The 19142-nt window shown below is 51.5% G+C and carries 15 protein-coding genes, 1 pseudogene and 1 riboswitch; of the genes and pseudogenes, 14 read left to right on the top strand and 2 right to left on the bottom strand.

From position 1 onward, the window contains the following. Position 1 precedes the first annotated feature (1 nt). From ACLTOQ_RS00905 to ACLTOQ_RS00885, 5 genes are all read left to right on the top strand, one after another. Positions 2-1057, top strand: a complete 1056-nt coding sequence (locus tag ACLTOQ_RS00905; RefSeq protein ID WP_412318429.1) for a transglutaminase domain-containing protein — start codon at positions 2-4, stop codon at positions 1055-1057. Between the two features lie 58 nt (positions 1058-1115). Next, a complete protein-coding gene (locus ACLTOQ_RS00900; protein ID WP_412270397.1) occupies positions 1116-1670 on the top strand; it encodes an ECF-type riboflavin transporter substrate-binding protein in 555 nt (184 codons plus the stop codon). Between the two features lie 3 nt (positions 1671-1673). Further along, positions 1674-3404, top strand: a complete 1731-nt coding sequence (locus ACLTOQ_RS00895; RefSeq protein WP_412318428.1) for an ABC transporter ATP-binding protein — start codon at positions 1674-1676, stop codon at positions 3402-3404. Then, complete coding sequence (locus ACLTOQ_RS00890) at positions 3376-4206, top strand: energy-coupling factor transporter transmembrane component T family protein (RefSeq protein ID WP_021915883.1); 831 nt, start codon at positions 3376-3378, stop codon at positions 4204-4206. Before ACLTOQ_RS00895 ends, ACLTOQ_RS00890 begins: the two co-directional genes overlap by 29 nt. Positions 4207-4344: 138 nt before the next feature. Beyond that, entirely contained in the window at positions 4345-5220 is an 876-nt protein-coding gene (locus tag ACLTOQ_RS00885) for an aldose 1-epimerase family protein (RefSeq protein ID WP_262585395.1), read from the top strand. 191 nt (positions 5221-5411) lie between these two features. Here ACLTOQ_RS00885 and ACLTOQ_RS00880 read toward each other — a convergent pair whose 3' ends face one another. Then, positions 5412-6092 (bottom strand): energy-coupled thiamine transporter ThiT, encoded by a 681-nt coding sequence (locus ACLTOQ_RS00880; protein ID WP_117960685.1) that lies wholly within the window; start codon positions 6090-6092, stop codon positions 5412-5414. A 51-nt stretch (positions 6093-6143) separates the two neighbouring features. Then, a riboswitch (TPP riboswitch) is annotated at positions 6144-6250 on the bottom strand. 423 nt (positions 6251-6673) lie between these two features. On the opposite strand from ACLTOQ_RS00880, the pseudogene ACLTOQ_RS00875 reads away from it, so the two are divergent. The 5 genes and pseudogenes from ACLTOQ_RS00875 to ACLTOQ_RS00855 form a co-directional block, all read left to right on the top strand. Beyond that, a pseudogene (locus ACLTOQ_RS00875) lies at positions 6674-7229 on the top strand (M15 family metallopeptidase); the annotation flags it as partial. Positions 7230-7366: 137 nt separating this feature from the next. Next, positions 7367-8437, top strand: coding sequence for a histidinol-phosphate transaminase (hisC, locus tag ACLTOQ_RS00870; RefSeq protein WP_412318426.1), 1071 nt, complete (start codon positions 7367-7369; stop codon positions 8435-8437). Between the two features lie 122 nt (positions 8438-8559). Continuing rightward, positions 8560-9321: a class I SAM-dependent methyltransferase gene (locus tag ACLTOQ_RS00865; RefSeq protein ID WP_308727973.1), complete on the top strand. Its 762-nt coding sequence runs from the start codon at positions 8560-8562 to the stop codon at positions 9319-9321. A gap of 103 nt (positions 9322-9424) precedes the next feature. After that, a complete protein-coding gene (gene hslO, locus ACLTOQ_RS00860; RefSeq protein ID WP_412318424.1) occupies positions 9425-10303 on the top strand; it encodes an Hsp33 family molecular chaperone HslO in 879 nt (292 codons plus the stop codon). Then, entirely contained in the window at positions 10300-12222 is a 1923-nt protein-coding gene (locus ACLTOQ_RS00855; protein ID WP_412318423.1) for an NAD(+) synthase, read from the top strand. The genes hslO and ACLTOQ_RS00855 overlap by 4 nt, the downstream gene beginning before the upstream one ends. 28 nt (positions 12223-12250) lie before the next feature. Here the strand turns inward: ACLTOQ_RS00855 and ACLTOQ_RS00850 are convergent, their stop codons facing one another. Next, the gene (locus ACLTOQ_RS00850; protein WP_337562557.1) at positions 12251-12700 is read right to left on the bottom strand and encodes a hypothetical protein; all 450 of its coding nucleotides are present in this window, start codon (positions 12698-12700) and stop codon (positions 12251-12253) included. 79 nt (positions 12701-12779) lie between these two features. On the opposite strand from ACLTOQ_RS00850, the gene dapF reads away from it, so the two are divergent. Genes dapF through ACLTOQ_RS00830 form a run of 4 tightly spaced genes read left to right on the top strand, consistent with a single transcriptional unit; the run spans position 12780 to position 19106 of the window. Beyond that, positions 12780-13625 (top strand): diaminopimelate epimerase, encoded by an 846-nt coding sequence (gene dapF / locus ACLTOQ_RS00845; RefSeq protein ID WP_337562596.1) that lies wholly within the window; start codon positions 12780-12782, stop codon positions 13623-13625. A gap of 8 nt (positions 13626-13633) precedes the next feature. Further along, a complete protein-coding gene (locus ACLTOQ_RS00840; protein ID WP_412318422.1) occupies positions 13634-15130 on the top strand; it encodes a Wadjet anti-phage system protein JetA family protein in 1497 nt (498 codons plus the stop codon). Positions 15131-15133: 3 nt separating this feature from the next. Next, positions 15134-15796, top strand: a complete 663-nt coding sequence (locus ACLTOQ_RS00835) for a DUF4194 domain-containing protein (RefSeq protein ID WP_262585387.1) — start codon at positions 15134-15136, stop codon at positions 15794-15796. After that, positions 15753-19106, top strand: a complete 3354-nt coding sequence (locus ACLTOQ_RS00830; protein WP_412318421.1) for an SbcC/MukB-like Walker B domain-containing protein — start codon at positions 15753-15755, stop codon at positions 19104-19106. The genes ACLTOQ_RS00835 and ACLTOQ_RS00830 overlap by 44 nt, the downstream gene beginning before the upstream one ends. Positions 19107-19142 lie beyond the last annotated feature (36 nt).

The following is a 19142-nucleotide window of genomic DNA, read 5'->3' as shown; positions in this document are numbered from 1 at the left end:
GATGGAAGAATTTTATTATCAGAAAATGGACAGGCAGAAGCAGGCAGTGTATCACGGCATGCTGCAGGGCGTCCGGCAGCTGGCGGATCAGATTCAGCTGCCGCGTGTGGATGGAAAAGAGCTGTATGACATTTTTTTCCAGATGCGGCTGGATCACCCGGAAATATTCTGGGTGGTCGGGTTTTCATGGAAATATTACCCAGACTCCCCGAACCTGATTTTCGTGCCGGAATATCTGTTTGAAAAAGGAAAAATCAAAGAGCATCAGATAGCGCTGACATCGCGGGTGGAAAAGCTTGCACGGCAGGCGCAGGGACTTTCGGAGTGGGAAAAAGAAAAATATGTACACGATTTTATATGTGAAAATGTACGATATGACAAGTTAAAGAAGCCGTATTCTCATGAAATCATCGGACCGCTGGGGCAGGGCGTAGGCGTCTGCGAGGGAATTGCAAAGGCGGTCAAGGTGCTCTGCGACGCGCTCGGGCTATGGTGTATGATTGCGATTTGCGGCAACAATCCGGAAAAAGGCATCAAATACCGCCACACCTGGAATATCGTGCGCATTGGCGGGCAGTATTATCATCTGGATGCGACATTTGACAATAGTCTGACCAGAGGGGCGCGGGAGGATGCCGAGTGCCGTTACGATTATTTTAACCTCGACGATAAGGCGATGTTCCGCGACCATGAGCCGCTGATCGCGCCGGCGCCGGTGTGCACGGACAATGGACATTTTTATTATAAGGAAAAGAAGCTTTCCTTTACGAAAATGGAGGAGGTCAAAAAGCGCGCGCAGCAGGCGGTAAAAAAAGGAAAAGTCCTGACGTTTCACTGGCGCGGTTCGTATTTGACGAGGGACGTGCTGAGGGAAATCCTGAATGTGCTGGAAGACGCCGGAAAAGAGAAATCGAAACTGCCCCATATTTACGCGAATGCAGCGCAGGCGGTATTTCGGGTGTGGTATTCCGATATCGACACTCTTGCGTCGGAAATTGTACTGGAAGACGCAAACGAGGGAGAAAAGACAGAAAAGGGATTGAAAAATCCGGAGTGATTCGTTATAGTAAGAACGTGGTTTTCCACAAATAAATACTTATGAGGAGGATTTACTCATGGATAAGAAGTTTGGCATCAAGCATGTCGTAGCGATGGGTATCGGAACCGCACTGTTCGTTGTTTTAACCAACGTGCAGATCCCGGTTGGTTTCATCCCGAACACAGCTCTGCAGACCCGCGCAGCGGTACTTGCATTTTTCTCCGCTATTTTTGGTCCCGTTGTTGGCGGCGCCATCGGTCTGATCGGTCATGCACTGGGTGATGCAGTATTCTACGGAAGCGTATGGTGGAGCTGGGTATTCCCGGACGCTGTATTCGGCATCATCGTTGGCCTGTTTGCTGCGAAGTATAAAGTAAAAGAGGGCAGCTTCGGCGGCAAGGAAATCGGCCTGTTCAATATCGTACAGGTTGTTGCAAACGCACTGGCATGGATTCTGGTTGCTCCGGTTTTGGACATCGTAATTTATGCAGAGCCTGTAAATAAGGTATTCACACAGGGCGTAACCGCTTTTGTTGCAAATGTAATTATCATCGGCATTCTGGGAACTCTGCTGTTAGTTGCCTACTCCAAGGTCGGCGCAAAGTCCGGAAGCCTTTCCAAAGAGGACTGATACATGACTCCGATCATCGAGTTTAAAAACTATACTTTTAAATATCGATCACAGTCAGAGCCTACACTCCGGGACATTGACCTTAGGGTCAATGCCGGAGAGAAGGTTTTAATCGTGGGACCGTCCGGGTCGGGAAAATCGACTCTGGTGCACTGCATCAACGGGATGGTTCCTTTTTCATACCCTGGCGAAAGCAGCGGAACTTTGACTGTGGGCGGTAAAGATCCTGCGAAAACCGGTATTTTTGGAATGTCCAAAATCGTCGGTACGGTGCTGCAGGATACAGACGGCCAGTTTATCGGCCTGACGGTTGCAGAGGATGTTGCTTTTGCACTGGAAAACGACTGCGTAGAGCAGGAAGAAATGTTCCGCGCAGTAGACGAAGTGGCAGAGGTTGTGGATATCAAAGCCCTTCTCGGTAATGCACCGACGGAGCTTTCCGGCGGACAGAAGCAGAGAGTTTCCATGGCGGGCGTGCTGGTAGATGATGTGGATATCCTGCTGTTTGATGAGCCGCTGGCAAACCTTGACCCGGCGACCGGCAAGCGGGCTATCGACCTGATCGACCGGATCTGCCGGGAGCGCGACAAGACGGTTATCATTATCGAACACCGGTTAGAGGATGCCCTTTACCGGGATGTAGACAGAATTGTGGTGATCGGGGACGGAAGGGTTGTAGCGGATATGACGCCGGACGAGCTGCTTGCCTCCGATATTCTGATTCAGGAGGGCATCCGTGAGCCGCTGTATGTGACGGCGCTCAAACATGCGGGATGTCAGGTTGCGGCAAAGGATCATCCTCAACATATCGAGACGATGAATCTGGAGCCTTATCAGGAAAAGGTAAGGGACTGGTTCGAGAAGGTTTCCCTGCCGGAGATTCAAGGAGAGGAAAAGCCGGCCCTCGAAGTGTTGGATCTGGACTTTTCCTATATTACAGGCAAACCGATCCTGTCGGATATTCATTTCCGTATTAACAAAGGGGAAATGCTCGCAATTGTCGGCAAAAACGGCGCGGGAAAGAGTACGTTGTCAAATCTGATCTGCGGCTTTATCCATCCGGATCACGGTAAGATCCTGTTAAATGGCAGTGATATTGCGGATAAATCCATCAAGGAGCGTGGCGAGGCCATCGGGCTTGTCATGCAGAACCCGAATCAGATGATTTCCAAGCCGATGATTTTTGATGAAGTGGCGCTGGGACTACGGGTCCGTGGCGTGTCGGAGGAAGAGGTAAAGGAACGGGTTTACGATAAGTTAAAGATCTGCGGTCTGTATCCCTTCCGGAACTGGCCGGTTTCTGCTCTGAGCTTTGGTCAGAAAAAACGTGTGACCATCGCTTCGATCCTCGTCATGAATCCGGAGATCCTGATTCTGGATGAGCCGACGGCAGGACAGGATTACCGTCATTATACGGAAATTATGGAATTTTTAAAGCACTTAAATGAGACCCTTGGCATTACGATCATCATGATCACACATGATATGCATCTGATGCTGGAATATACCGACCGTGCGATCGTTATCGCGGACGGCGAGCTGATTGCGGACGACAAGCCGGCAAAGGTGCTGACGGATGAAGCGGTTGCAGACCGTGCTTATCTGAAAAAGACGTCGCTGTATGATCTGGCGGTGCGCTGCGGCATCGGGGATGCGTCCGGCTTTGCAGAGCGGTTTATTTATTATGAAAGGCAGGTGAGAGCGGATGGCGGGCAGAATTCTGACGTACAGTGAAAAAGATACCTGGATCCATCGGCTTTCCGGCGTTTCGAAAATGATCTTTTTCTTGCTCTGGTCGCTGACCGGTATGCTGACCTATGACACGAGAGTGCTGCTGGTCATGCTGGTCTGCAGTCTGGTGATCTTTAAGGTTTCCCATACGGAATGGAAACAGGTCGGGACGGTATTTCAGTTTATTTTGCTGTTTTTGTGTATTAACATGCTTGCGGTGTGGCTGTTTTCCCCGAATCAGGGAACTGTGATCTACGGCACAAAAACAGAGCTTTTACACCTGTTTGGCAATCATAATATCACAAAGGAACAGCTGTTTTACCAGTTTAATATTATGCTGAAGTATCTGACAGTAACGCCGGTGGTATTGATGTTTATCGTGACGACCAACCCGAGCGAGTTTGCGGCAAGCTTAAATCGCATGGGTGTCAGCTACAACGTGGGCTACGCCATTGCCATCGCGCTGCGTTACATCCCGGACGTACAGTCTGATTTTACCAAGATCAAGCATGCGCAGGAGGCGCGGGGCATCGAGATGAGCAGCAAGACATCCCTCTGGACGAGAATCAAGCGGATGAGCACGATTATTTTCCCGCTGCTGTTTTCCAGCATGGATCGTATCGATGTGGTCAGCAATGCCATGGAGCTTAGGGGCTTCGGTAAAAATAAAAAACGTACCTGGTACATGGGAAAGAAGCTGGTACGAAACGACTATCTGACGATTGGATTTGCGGTAGTATTTATGGCGGTCGCTCTGACCATTACGTTTGCAGACGGCAGCCGTTTCTGGAATCCATTCCAGTAAAAAAACGCGGGGCTGTGGGACACGGGTATCGCGTTTTTAGAAAAAATCCGGGGCGCGGGCAAATTGGATGCTGCGCTCCGGGAAAATGGAATCAGGGGATGCAGCGGATTTTTTCATCGGCTGCGGAAAGGGGAATGTATGATTTACACACTGGAAAATGACAGCCTGAAAGTTCAGGTAAACTCCCACGGCGGCGAGCTGTGGTCGATTCAGACAAAGGACGGGGCAGAATATCTCTGGCAGGGCGATGAGACTTACTGGAAAGACCGCGCATTGAATCTGTTTCCGTATATCGCACGTCTGACTGAGGGCAAATATATGCTGGATGGCAAGACCTACGAAATGCCGATCCACGGCTTTGTCAATTCTTCCGATCTGGAAGCGGAAGAGCATACGGCGCAGAGACTGGTGCTGAAGCTGACAGACAGCGAGAATACGAGAGAGATGTATCCATTTGCGTTTGTTTACTGGCTGACCTATGAGCTTGTCGGCAACAAATTAAATGTTACTTTTGCGGTAGAAAATAACGACAAAAAGGTGATGTATTTCGGCGTCGGCGGTCATCCGGGCTTTGCCGTTCCGCTGGAAAAAGGTCTTGCATTTGAGGATTACTGCTTACAGTTTGAAGCTCCCGGGAATCCGATACGCGTTGGCTTTTCTGAGGACTGCTTCGTAAATGGCGAGGACAGCGAGTTTATTTTATCTGACGGCGGTAAACTGCCCCTTGCACACAACCTGTTCGATCAGGATGCGATCGTGCTGACTGATATGGCGAAGGCAGTGACCCTGTGCAGTGAAAAAGGAACAAGAAGCGTGCGCGTATCCTATCCGCAGATGAATTTCCTGGGGATCTGGCATATGCCGTTTACCGATGCGCCCTATGTTTGCATCGAGCCCTGGTCTGCGCTTCCTTCCCGCAAGGGCAGGATCGAAGACCTTTCCGAGCAGCCCAACCTGGTTCATCTGCCTGCAGGCAAGCGGTATGAAAATACCTGGAGTATTGAGATTTTCTGAATTTTGCAGAACTGTGAAAAGGAATGTGCCTTGGCACATTCTTGCGCCGAGTGCGCATCCTCGCGGAGTGTTTCTTATCGCATGGAAACGAAGTTTTCCATACGATAAAAAAGAATCCGGCGTCAGACAGCGATAGGACTGTGCGCCGGATTCTTTTTTTATAAATCTGAAATGCTCGCAGAGCGTGCGTTTTATCTCTGTGTCGCCATGGTTTTTAACTGTCCCATGACCTTTTTGACCGGAGGCAGGTAGAGGATGATCAGCGTCAGCACCGCTTCCACGGACAGATAGATGCCGTTGTAAACCAGGGAATAGACCGGTGCGGACATGCCGTAGTCTGCAGCGTAAGCGCCGAAGAAGATCATACCGGATAAAAATGCGAAGAAATAACGACCGAGTACACCTGCGATATAGCCCTTCACCAGACCGTTTTTCGATTTGGAAAACAGGCCGGATAAGCCGAGCGCACCGAATGCGAAGATGTAATCAACGAGCATCTGCGGTATGCTGATGATATACGGATCGCTGACCAGCTGTAAAAAGCCGTAGGCGATGGCGGTCATCAGTCCGGCACGCAGACCGTACCAATAGCCGATCAGGACTAAGAACAGCATGGAAAATAAAGTGATGGAGCCGCCGAAGGGCAGATGGAACAGCTTGATTTCGGAAGTGACAAAGGCAGCAGCTATCGCCATTGCGGAAAATGCCAGCTGACGTGCGGAAAATTTAGGCTGCTTTACAGAATTGCCGATAAAGCAGGCCAGCAGCAAAAGCGCCAGCATGAGGACAACCAGTGCGGTATAACCGGCAGTGGTCAGCTGATAAGTCGTTCCCCATTCATCCGTGATGGGGATTGCAAAAAAATTGGACATAAAAAAACCTCCTTGTGTGCACAGGAGGGGACGAAAAACAGGACAGATAAAAATCTGTCACATGTGCCTCCCTACGCCGGTATTATCCGGTTCAGGTGATGAGGGTCAGAAATCCGGGCGGATATTCAGTCTCAGCAATCGCTCCCCTGGCAATGTTATAAAATTTTGGTTACAGTTCACAGCTTATGATAGTCAGGTTGAGGGAGCGTGTCAAGCCTTTTTCGAAGCTGCGGCAGTAAGGGGCAAGGGAACTGGGAATAAAATTAGGGCTTGTAACCGTTTCGGATTGGGAATATACTAATATACTGAATTGACAAAAAAGATAAAACGATAAAAGGACTGCGAATAAATTGAATAACGATAATTATAAAAAATGGTTCATTGGACTGGCAGGCGGCTTTGTAGTCATTGCAGGAGTGCTGACCAGTTCGTTTTATGTGTCTTATGAAAAGGTAAAAGGAGAACTGGCGCAGACCAGCGGCGAGCTGTTAAACGCACAGAGTCAGGTAGAGGATCTGACAAAGGAGCTGGAAGAAAGCAGCAATGCAGTGGAAGAAACGCGGGAAGGCTATGTGACCGTCATGCTGCAGGACGGCGAGAAAGAGGATTTGCCGGAAATTCCATTTTCTGTAGATCTGGAGGACTGGAACTATGTGCTGGTCAATGAAAAAAATCCGCTGCGGCAGGATTTTGAGGTAGATCTGGCCAAGACGGACAATGGGAAGTATGTGGACAGGCGGATTCAGAAAGCCCTTGAGATGATGCTGGCGGACGGCAAAAAGGAAGGGCTGCCCCTGATGGTTTGTTCCGCTTACCGCGATTATCAAAAGCAGGATCAGCTGATGGACAACTCCATCGCAAAATTCGTAAGGGGCGGCATGAGCTATAAGGACGCTTTTTTCAAGACGAAGGAAGAAATCGCCCTCACCGGTGCGAGCGAGCATCACACCGGTCTCGCCGTGGATATCGTAGGAAAAAATCATCAGGGCCTGGATAAATCGCAGGCTTCGACCAAAGAGGCGATCTGGTTAAACGAGCACGCTGCGGAGTATGGTTTTATTCTCCGTTTCCCGCAGGACAAGGTGGCGATCACCGGGATTTCCTATGAATCCTGGCATTTCCGCTACGTTGGGGAAGAGGCGGCGAAGTTTATGAAGGAAAATAACCTGTGCCTGGAAGAGTTTGTAGAGCTTGCAAAGGCACAGCAGGAGCAGGAAGCGTTAAAAGAAGCGGAGATGGAGTAGCGATACTACATCAGAAAGAGAGGAACTGCCATGGCAGACTGGGAAGCAAATGTACGCAGGGTTGTCCCCTACACACCGGGAGAGCAGCCCAAACGAACTGACATCATCAAGTTAAACACCAATGAATGCCCGTATCCGCCTGCACCGGGTGTGACAAAAGCACTGCAGGAGTTTGAAGCGGATAAGCTGCGGCTGTATCCCGATCCGGCGGCGCTTGAGCTGCGGGAAGCGATTGCAGCGGCGGTTTCTGTTTCGGAGCATCCGGTTGCGGCAGACCAGGTGTTTGTGGGCGTTGGCTCCGACGATGTGCTGGCGCTGGCATTTCTGACCTTTTTTAACAGCAAAAAACCGATTCTGTTCCCGGACATCACCTATTCCTTCTACGACGTCTGGGCGGATTTGTACGGCATTCCCTATCGGACGCCTGGGCTGGATGAAAGGTTCCGCCTGAAAAAAGAGGACTACCTGAACGAAAACGGCGGCATCATTTTCCCGAACCCCAACGCACCGACCGGTCTGATGGAGAATCTGGATACGATCGAGGAGATCGTGGCAAAAAATCCCGATTCCGTTGTGATTGTAGACGAGGCCTATGTGGATTTCGGGGGTGTGAGCGCCCTGCCTCTTGTGGATAAGTATGAAAATCTGCTCGTCGTGCAGACGTTTTCGAAATCGCGCGCTCTTGCGGGTATGAGAATCGGCTTTGCAATCGGCCAAAAGAAGCTGATTTCCTATTTAAATGATGTCAAATTTTCCTTCAACTCCTATACAATGAACCGCCTGACGATTGCCTGCGGAAAGGCATGCGTAGAGGATCGTGCGTATTTTCAGGAGATTACGGGGAAAATCGTGGCGACGCGGGAATGGACGAAGCAGAAGCTGACAGAGCTTGGCTTTACGTTCCCGGATTCGAAGGCGAACTTTATTTTTGCAACGCACAAAACCGTCCCGGCGCAGGAGTTATTCGAGAACCTGAAAACAGCCGGAATTTATGTGCGATATTTCAAAAAGCCCAGAATCGACAACTATCTGCGGATTACAGTCGGCACGCAGGCGGAGATGGAGCGGCTGGTCGAAGTGCTGGTAGAGCTGGTGAAATAGGGCGCGGCATGTTCGAAAACGCGCGGGCAGCAGCGGAAAATACGTTCGCATGCAGACACAGGAACGCACGCGGACAGATGCAGAAAAACGCCGCTGCGCGGCAGAAGGAGCGTGGATAACGAATGGAAATGTATGAGGATTTTGCGTTAGTTTATGATCGGTTCATGGATGAAACGCCCTATGAAGAATGGTGTCAGTTTGTAGTCGGACGCCTGAAACAGGATCAGATCACGGACGGAATCCTGCTGGATCTCGGCTGTGGCACGGGCTCCATGACGGAGCTTCTGGCAAAGCAGGGCTACGACATGATCGGTGTTGATCTGTCAGACAGCATGCTGGACATTGCAATGGAGAAGCGTGCGCAGTCCGGTCATAATATTTTGTATTTGCAGCAGGATATGCGGGAGTTTGAGCTTTACGGAACGGTCCGGGCGGTGATCTGTCTGTGCGACTCGTTAAATTATCTACTGGAAGAAAACGACTTACTGACAACTTTTAAACTGGTAAACAACTATCTTGACCCGAATGGGCTTTTTATCTTCGATTTTAATACGGTCTATAAATACGAAACAGTCATCGGTGACAGCACGATTGCGGAAAACCGGGAGGACTGCAGCTTTATCTGGGAAAATTATTATACGGCGGAGGATCAGATCAACGAATACGATCTGACGATTTTTGTGAAACAGCAAAAAGACCTGTTCCGCAAATTTACGGAGACCCATCTGCAGCGCGGCTATACGCTGGAAACGATGAAACGGCTCGTGGAACAGTCCGGGCTGATTTTTGTCGAGGCACTGGATGCAGACACGCATGGAAGCGTAACGGAGACGAGCGAGCGGATCTATGTGATCGCGCGCGAGCACGGGAAGAATCTGGGATAAGAAATGAAAATATTTGCGCAACGCAGAAAAGCTATGCGGTGAAAAGCGCAGCGTGGAAATGGCAGGGGCTTGCCGTAAAGTAAGCCCGAGGAATGGAGGAGCTATGGGAGATTATATGGTACGCGCGACGGCGGCGAATGCACAGGTGCGCGCGTTTGCAGTGACAACAAAGGAGCTTGTGGAGACAGCGAGACAGGCACATAACACCAGCCCGGTAGTAACGGCGGCGTTGGGACGTCTGCTGACAGCCGGCGTGATGATGGGCAGCATGTTAAAGGGCGACGACGATTTTTTAACCCTGCAGGTTCGCGGCGATGGTCCGGTTCGCGGTCTGACCGTGACGGCAAACGCCAAGGGCGAGGTCAAGGGCTATGCGACGGTGCCGGACGTCATCCTGCCTGCGAATGCGAAGGGCAAGCTCGACGTCGGAGGGGCGGTCGGCAGGGGAACGCTCTCTGTCATCCGTGACCTCGGCTTAAAGGAACCCTATGTGGGACAGACAGCCCTGGTGACCGGAGAGATCGGGGATGATCTGACCTCGTATTTTGCAACCTCCGAGCAGACGCCTTCTTCGGTGGGTCTGGGTGTTTTGATGGAAAAGACGAATACCGTGCGCTGTGCAGGCGGCTTTATCATTCAGCTGATGCCCTTTGCAGAGGAAGAGACGATTTCGAAGCTGGAGCATAACCTGTCGCTGATCAATTCTGTGACGGCACTGCTCGACCAGGGAATGACACCGGAGCAGCTGTTAGAGCGGGTGCTGAACGGCTTTGATGTGGAAATTACCGACCGGATGCCCTGCAGCTTTACCTGCAACTGCAGCAAGGAACGGGTGGAAAAAGCGCTGATTTCTATCGGCAAAAAAGAACTGCAGGAGATGATCGACGAGGACAAGCCGATCGAGGTAAACTGTCATTTCTGCGGCAAAACATATAAGTTTGACGTGGATGAGTTGAAAAAAATGGAGAAAAAATCCCGATGAAAGACGGTTTTTTAAAAGCTGCGGCGGCTGCGCCGAAAATCCGTGTTGCAGACCCTGCCTGGAACGCACTGGAAATCTGTAAGGCGCTGGACTCCTGTTATGCGCAGCGTGCAAAGCTGATCGTTTTGCCGGAGCTGTGTCTGACCGGATATACCTGTCAGGATCTGTTTTTGCAGGAACGCCTGCTGGAAGAAAGCCTGGAAGGGCTGCAGACGGTGCTGGAGCATACGAAAGGGCACGATGCGCTGACCTTTGTGGGGCTTCCCTTTGAAAAAGACGGAAAGCTTTACAATGTGGCAGCAGCAGTGCAGGACGGCAGGATCCTGGGGCTTGTCCCGAAGCAGAATATTCCAAACTATGGGGAATTTTATGAGGTGCGGCATTTTGCGGCAGGCAGCAGGAAAGTGTCCGAGGTGGATGTGCTGGGACAGACCGTACCCTTTGGCGGAAATCTGTTGTTTTCCTGCAGGAATCTGAAAGGGCTTGTCGTGGGCTGTGAGCTGTGCGAGGACGTCTGGGTGATGGACCCGCCCTCGACGGCGCTGGCAAAGGCGGGCGCGACGGTGATCGTCAACCTGTCCGCCTCCAACGAGACGGTCGGAAAGGACACCTACCGTAAGAGCCTGATTGCTGCCACGAGCGCGCGGCTTCTGTGTGGCTATGTCTACGCGAGCGCGGGGGATGGAGAATCTACCCAGGATCTCGTTTTTTCCGGGCATCATATGATTGCAGAGAACGGAAGCGTTCTGGCGGAGGCTGCACGCTTTGAAAACGAGACGATTTTTTCGGAGCTGGATATTCATAAAATCTGCCACGAGCGGCGCAGAATGAGCACATTTGTGCCCGAAAACACAGAAACCTGTGTACGGATTGGTTTTGCCTTGGAAAAAGAAGAAACAAAGCTGACGCGCACGTTTGCCCAGATGCCGTTTGTCCCGTCGGATGAAACCTTGAAAAAAGAGCGCTGTGAGCAGATTCTATCGATTCAGGCGCAGGGACTGAAAAAACGTTACGAGCATACGGGGGCGAAAACGGCGGTGATCGGCGTTTCCGGCGGTCTGGATTCGACCCTTGCACTTTTGGTGACGGCGCGGGCATTTGATTTGCTCGGGAAAGACAGAAACGATATTTTAGCGGTGACGATGCCGTGCTTTGGTACGACGAACCGCACCTATGAAAATGCCTGCAGGCTGGCGCAGACCCTTGGCGCGAAGTTAATCGAGGTGAACATCCGAGAGGCGGTGCAGGTGCATTTTCGGGATATCGGTCAGGATATGGACAAGCACGATGTAACCTATGAAAACGGGCAGGCGCGGGAACGCACTCAGGTATTGATGGATCTCGCCAACCAGAGCAACGGACTTGTCATCGGAACCGGGGATATGTCGGAGCTTGCACTGGGCTGGGCAACCTATAACGGCGATCATATGTCGATGTATGGCGTAAACGTCGGCGTGCCCAAGACGCTGGTGCGCCATCTGGTGGCATATTGTGCGAATACCTGCAGCGAAAGCGAAAAAGTGCTGCAGGAGGTGCTGCTGGATGTCCTCGACACGCCGGTAAGCCCCGAGCTTTTGCCGCCGGAGGACGGAAAGATCAGCCAGAAAACAGAGGATCTGGTCGGCCCCTACGAGCTCCATGATTTCTTTTTATATCAGCTGCTGCGCTGTGGCTTTGGCCCGGCGAAGATCTACCGGCTTGCCTGCAGGGCATTTGAAGGCATTTACAGCAAAGAAACGATCGGCAAGTGGCTAAAGACCTTTTGCCGCCGCTTCTTTGCACAGCAGTTTAAGCGTTCGTGCCTGCCGGACGGACCGAAAGTCGGAAGTGTCGCGGTATCGCCGAGGGGAGACCTTCGGATGCCTTCGGATGCGAGCCGCATGGCATGGCAGAAGGAACTGGATCAGCTGCCGGGATAAGCCTTCCTTTGCGAATGCGCTGGGCTGGTCAGGTTTGGGAATATGTCGCCTTTTGCAGCGCAGCGTCGATCGCCTGCAGCAGAAGCTGTGACGTGTAGCGGTTTTCGTCCGGGTAGGTGATGCCTTCGAGGGATTGTTTTTCACAGATCTGTTTCGCCAGTGTATCCATGCAGGGTTCGACCAGCGGATACATGGCTGTGACAGTCTGACTTAAATTGACGAGACGGATGGAAAGAATATCGGAGCTGTCCACGACGACCTCTACATCCGCGTGGTCGTTTCCGAGCTGAACCGTGGAGGTGTATTTTCCGGGCAGGTACAGGGAGGTTTCTGCGTCATAGTCCGGTTTTGGAACTGCCTTTTTGGGCAGAAAGGTCTGCAGCAGCAAAAAAAGCAGTCCAACGCCTAAAACAAGCAGGATTCCGGTATAGATCAGTTCTTTTAAATGAAGTACGATAATTTTTGTTTTGGAACGCATTGCGATACCCCCGGATACTTTGTTATTCCAGTGTACGCAGGGGTTTTACAGATTATGTCTGTATGGAGGATTTATGAAGATCAGATTTACAAAAATGCAGGGCTGTGGGAATGATTACGTTTATGTCAATGGATTTACGGAGCATATACCGCAGGAAAAGAAGCCGGAATTTGTCCGCTTTGCCAGCGACCGTCATTTCGGGGTCGGCGGCGATGGCGTTATTTTTATCAATCCTTCTGATGAAGCAGATTTTGAGATGGAGATGTATAACGCAGACGGCACAAGGGCGGAAATGTGCGGAAACGGCATCCGCTGCGTGGCAAAATATGCCCATGACAAAGGATTGACCGATCGGGCAAGGTTTTCCATTATCAGCGGCGGAAAAGTGAAATATATGGATTTGACGGTGGAAAACGGCGTGACAAAAGCAATCCGTGTGGATATGGGCGAGCCGATCCTGACGGCGGCAGAGGTTCCGGTTGTTTCTAAAAACCGACAGTCCGTCGATGAAGAGATCACTGTGGAGAATCAAACATACCGCATGACCTGCGTGTCTATGGGAAATCCCCATGCCGTTGTTTTCGTGGACAGCACGGCAGATTTGCCACTGGAGCAGATCGGACCGCATTTTGAGCATCACGAGAGATTTCCGAGACGCACCAATACTGAGTTTGTGGAAATCGTATCCCCGGAATATGTAAAAATGCGGGTCTGGGAGCGCGGAACCGGTGAAACCCTTGCCTGTGGAACAGGCTGCTGTGCGACGGCGGTTGCCTGCGTTTTAAACGGCAAAACGGGGCGGAAAGTGACCGTAGAGGTGCTGGGCGGTGCGTTGACGATCCAATGGGACGAAAAGACGAACCATATCTTTATGACAGGTCCGGCGGAGTTTGTCTTTGACGGAGAACTGGAATATGAGGTTTAACACGACAGATGATTCTGAAAAAGAAGATACCGAGAGATTTTTATAAGCTGTTCCGCACCCAGAACATGGAGTATTACATGCAGCTTCTGACCGCTTTGTACGAGGCGGATCAGGAAGCCTATGCCCTGACGCAGCTGACGGATTCGGAATGCAGGAGCATTCTGGCGGAAACGATCGCCAGGGTCAACCTGGTCTGGTGGGAGGATGAAACAGAAAAAACGGAGGACGAAGGCTTTCCCGGGCTTTCGCCCTCCGCTGTTTTGGACAGGTTTGTGAAGTGGGGCTGGCTTTCGAAGGATTTTGATGAAAAATTAAACTGCTATATCATTGGCTTTCCGGAGTACAGCAGGCTGTATGTGGAGCTGTTTGACCGTCTTGAAAAAGAGGACGACAGCATGGAGCGGGAAAATATTCTGTCTGTATACAGCGCCCTTTACACCTATGATTCGGATCCGGAAAAAAATAACAGCATTTTAAAAAGTGCCCTGCGCACATCCAAAAGCCTCGGACAGATGCTGTCCAATATGCAGGACAGCATGCGGCTGTGGTTCGATGAACTTTCCAAACGAAAGGACTTTATCGGAATTCAGGAGGTTCTGGTCAACGAGATCAACAATCGCGAGAGCGTAAAATATGCAATTTTAACAACGACAGACAGTTTTTACCGCTATAAGGAGGCGGTCAAGGAGCTGATTGCGAAGATCCTGGAGGAAAATGAAAACCGCCGCGAGGGGCTGACGGCGCAGAAGCGGATGCTTATGGCTGCACAGGGCAGCGACAGCAGCGCGCCCGAACCGTCAGAAAGCGCAGGAGGCAGCTATGCAGCGTCCATGCAGGCGAAAGCACTGGCCTCCGGCGCGTCTGCGCCCGCCCTTTTAAGGCTTGAGCGCGGCATTCAATTCTGCGAAGAGGCGGCGCAGCTGGTTCTTTTGGTGGAGCGCGAATTTGATTTAATCGAGAAAAAGTATAACCGCCTGATCGAATTGAAAACCGTCTTTGCGCGGCGGGCGCTGGCGAGAATCCACTACCTTTTGCAGGAGGGTGCAGGCGTAGAGGACAGCACACTGGAGCTGATCGGTCTGCTCAACCACGGCGACAAAAAAGAAGCGCTTTTGGAAGAGCTGCGGGACAGCATGTATGTGACGGCACCGTTTTCCATTGTCGGGGACGCGAGCCTTTACAACCGTCGGCCAAGGCTGGAAAATCAGTTCGTACCGCTGGCTCTGCAGGAGGAGGCGTCCTCGGAAATCGCAGATTTCGTCCCGAAGCCGCTCTATACCGGCAGACAGCTGGAGGAGTTCAGACGGCGGCATACGAAGAACGGAGTTTTTCAGGTTTTGGAGGATACGGTGCAGTCGGCAGAGGATCTGGAAAAGCTTTTGTTTATCTGGCAGGAGGCGACCCAGAGCAGACAGGAGGAAGACCGGATTTTGCTGCAGGAGGAAATCCATCAGAAGGACGGCTTTTCCTACACCGGTTTTAGTATAGACGAAACGGAGAATTGATACATGTTTTCATATCTGGAGGAACGCACCCCCGCCGAGGTGGAGGCGATTCGAAGAACCATACAGGAGCTGCTTCGTCAGACCTGTATTTTACAGGTAAAATACGATCCGGTGACGCTGACGGCCCGGGATAATGGGCGCTATCAGGTCTGTTTAAAGCACCGGGAATTTATTGCGGACTATCTTTCTGTGATGGGCTGTGAACTGGTGCACGACCCGCAGGATCATCTGTTCCGGATCACAGGCGACGGTGCAGCGATGGAAAAAATGAGCCTGACGACGACAAAGCTTTTGCTTTTGTTAAAGCTGATTTACCGGGATAAAATCATGGGCGAGGGACTGCATGCAACGGTGACGACCCTGGCGGAAATCCGGGAATATGGCAGAAATACCGGACTGCTTCCGGGAAAATTGAACGCACAGGACTGGCAGGCTGCGCTAAATCTGATGAAAACCCACCAGATGATCGAGCTGCCGGGGGCGATTTTGAACGTAGAGGATCAGACGCCGATCTATATTTACGGTACGGTGAATATTTTCTGCTCGTCCTTGGCAATCAACGAGCTGGTACAGCGTTATCGGGATGACGCAGAAGAAAAAACGACGGAAGGAGAAGAGGAACGTGAAACAGGCGAAGAAGATCTTTACCCGGATGTGTCTGAATAACTGGGGCGGAATCAACCATAAAATTCTGGAATTTCACGAATATGTGAACCTGTTTTCCGGCAAGAGCGGCTCGGGAAAATCCACAGTCATGGATGCGATCCAGGTGATTTTATACGGCAGCTTTTCTCCGAGTTTTTTAAATAAAGCGGCGGACGACGCCAAAAACAGACGAAGCGTGTTGAGCTATCTGCGCGGTGAACAAAAGGACGGCACGGCAAACCGCGAAGGACAGGATTTCTGCTCCCAGATCGTTCTGGAGCTGCAGGATACCGGGACAAAGCAGTATGTCTGCATGGGAATTGCTTTTGAAGTACGGAAAAACGATTCTGAAATACGAAAGTTCGTTTATTTCAGTCATCTCGGAAAAATGCCGGAGGGCGGGTATCTGACGGCAGAGGGCTATCCTTATTCGAACCAGGAGATCCGGGCGCTGACAGAGACGCGGATGAAGGAGACGGCAAAGGGCGGCAGGGCAGAGTTAAACCGCATTTATCCGTCCCGGGAGGCGTATATCAGCACGCTGTATGACCAGATCCTTGGCTACATTGACGGGAATCGTTTTATGACCATGGAAAAAAGTGCGATCGCGCTGAAAATGTCCAACGGGACGGGACAGTTTATCCGGGATTACATGTTCCCAAAAAGCGAGGGAGACACCATTGAAACGATCAGCGAACAGCTGGGCGCTTACCGGGACATCAAAGAAAAGATCGACGTGCTGGAAAACAAGATCGGAATGCTTAAAAAGGTGCGGGAAGCCGGACAAAAGCTGACGATGACGCGTGCGGATATCGTAAAGCAGCAGGCGGTGATCCGCTGTATCGACATTGAGGATTTGAAGAACCGGATCGATGCCCTTTTACAGGATCAGGATCGGACACAGGAGCGTTTGCGGGAGCTTCGGCAGCAGGAAGAAGAGCTGGAAGCCCTGTCTGCCCAGCTGGAAAACGAGCTGATCCTTGTCAGTGCGGACTTAAAGAGCAGCGACCTTGGCAGCCGTCAGGAGCGTCTGGAAGAGCTGGAAAAAAGAAGCCGGATGCTGGCGGATAACGCGGCACAGTGGCGCAAAATCCTGCAGGGACTGCGGCGATGGGAGAGCGACGAGATCGTTGCGGACTATATCAGCAACCGGCTGCTGAATTTGATTGGCGCATTTTGCACCGGACCGGTGACACAGGCGCAGTGTCTGGAGCTGCGCAGCCGTCTGGAAGAGGAACGCCAGAATATCGAGGAAGAGTACGAAACCTATCACGAGCAGGAGCGGCAGCTGTCCAAAGACCTGAAGGAAAAGCAAAAGCTTCTGGACGATATGAAAAACAACCGCAAATCCTATCCGGAGGTGCTGACAAAGGCCCGGGCTGCCCTGGAGCAGAAGCTTTCTGCACTGTATGGAAGAACAATCAAGGTGTGGATTTTTGCAGACCTGTTCGATGTTGAGGATGAGGAATGGAAAAATGCGGTAGAAGGACGTCTGGGACGTCTGAAGCTGAGCCTGATTACAGAGCCGAAGGTCGCGGCGGATGCAGCAAAAGCCTTCCGGGAGATGGGGCAGTTTGAGGAAATCGATCTGATTCATTCTGAGGCGGTCACAAAGAGCAATCCGAGGGCGGAGGAGGGTTCGTTATACGAGGCTGTGCGGGCGGTCGAGCCCTTTGCAGACAGCTGCTTAAAACGCTATCTGGGACGGATTATGAAATGCCGCACGGTGGAGGAGCTGCGAAGCGCCAAAGACGGTGTGACGCCGGATTGTTATTCCTACAGTAATTTTATTTTCCGGCATCTGAAAAAACGGGATTATACCGTCGGCGCGTGCATCGGAAGCAAGGTTTCCCGCGCACGGCAGCAGGACTATGAAGTAGATGCGCAGCGTCTGAAAAAAGAGCTGGAAGAAGCAAAGCGCATGGCGGACGGTCTGAAGGCGGTCCGGGAGATGGAGAGCCTGAAAGAAGAGCCGGCGTATCTGGAAAGCCTTTCTCGGGCAGCACAGGAGCTGGAAGCCGTGCTTTTGGAAACACAGGAGACGAAAGCAACCATCGAAAGTCTGCGGATGGGTGCATATAAGGAGCTGGAAGAAAAAGAAGCAGAGCTTCGCAAAAAACGCAGCGAGCTGAAAAAGAGAATGTCCGGTATGCAGAATGAAATTGCACAGCAGACCGGTAATCAGGAGCGCATCCGCACGGAGCTGCAGTCCAAAAACGCAGCATTAAAGGAGGCGTCTGTCGGTTATACACAGCAGCCGGAGATCACCGCAATGGTGCAGGAGGCGCTGTCCAAACGATCTTCCGGCGCGGTCAGGGCCCAGAAAAATGCGGAGATAGAAGTACTTTGTGAAAAGGAGCAGGAGCAGACAGAAGAGCTGTCCCGGGCAAGAAACGCCTATATCCTGCAGTATCCCTCCAGCGGATTTTCCGGCTCGGAGAAATCCAATGAGGGTTATGAGCAGCTGCTTTCCCAGTATGAGACAGATTTTGAGCCCCAGTATCGGACCGAGTTTGAAAAACAATGCGATTTCATTTACCGCAGCCTGCGGGAGAATGTGATCGCAACGATTCACGGCGACATTAAGGCGGCAAAGCGGCACGCTGCGGAGATCAACCGCCTGTTGAAAAAGACGAACTTCTCTGATAGTATTTACCAGATTAAAATCGAGCCTGCCTACAATGAAAACGGTCAGTTTTACGACATGCTCATGGCACCGGAGTTAGACAGCAAGAACCTGGACAATGACGGCTTCGAGGGGCAGCTGTCCCTTGGAGAGGACAGCTTTTATCAGAAATACGAAGCAAAGATCAGGCTGCTGACAGACAAGTTCATGCCGGTAAAGGACGACGATGAGCGGGTGCTGGAGCAGCACCGTCGGGAAATGGAGCAGTATGCGGATTACCGCAATTATCTGTCCTTTTCCATGTACGAGCAGGTTACGGATGCAGATGGAAACGTGATCCGTGAAAATTTCGTGGATGACATGGCAGGCCGCGATTCCGGCGGTGAGGGTCAGAATCCGAAATACGTCGCACTGCTTGCCGGTTTTGCGATGCTTTACATGCAGCAGACCAACCGCGACAGTCGAATTAAGCTGGTGCTTCTGGACGAGGCCTTTTCCAAAATGGATCAGGAGAGAAGCGCGGTCTGCTTAAAATATGCCCGGCAGATGGATCTTCAGCTGATTGTCTGCGTGCCTGACGAACGCTTACAGTCCCTGATCCGCAACGTGGACTGTGTGTATGGCTTCCGCCGCCACAAAAACCAGATCTCAATGATGCATATCGACAAGGGAAATTATCTGGAGCTGTTGGAAGGCGTAGAATAGAGTACAAGATTGCCCCGGGCAGCGGTGACACGATCG

It is taken from the genome of Gallintestinimicrobium sp. (assembly GCF_046968865.1).
In the GTDB taxonomy this organism is placed as follows: Bacteria; Bacillota; Clostridia; order Lachnospirales; family Lachnospiraceae; genus Gallintestinimicrobium; species Gallintestinimicrobium propionicum.
The sequence above is the reverse complement of the archived record's forward strand: the minus strand, read 5'-3'. Positions and strand labels throughout refer to the sequence as shown.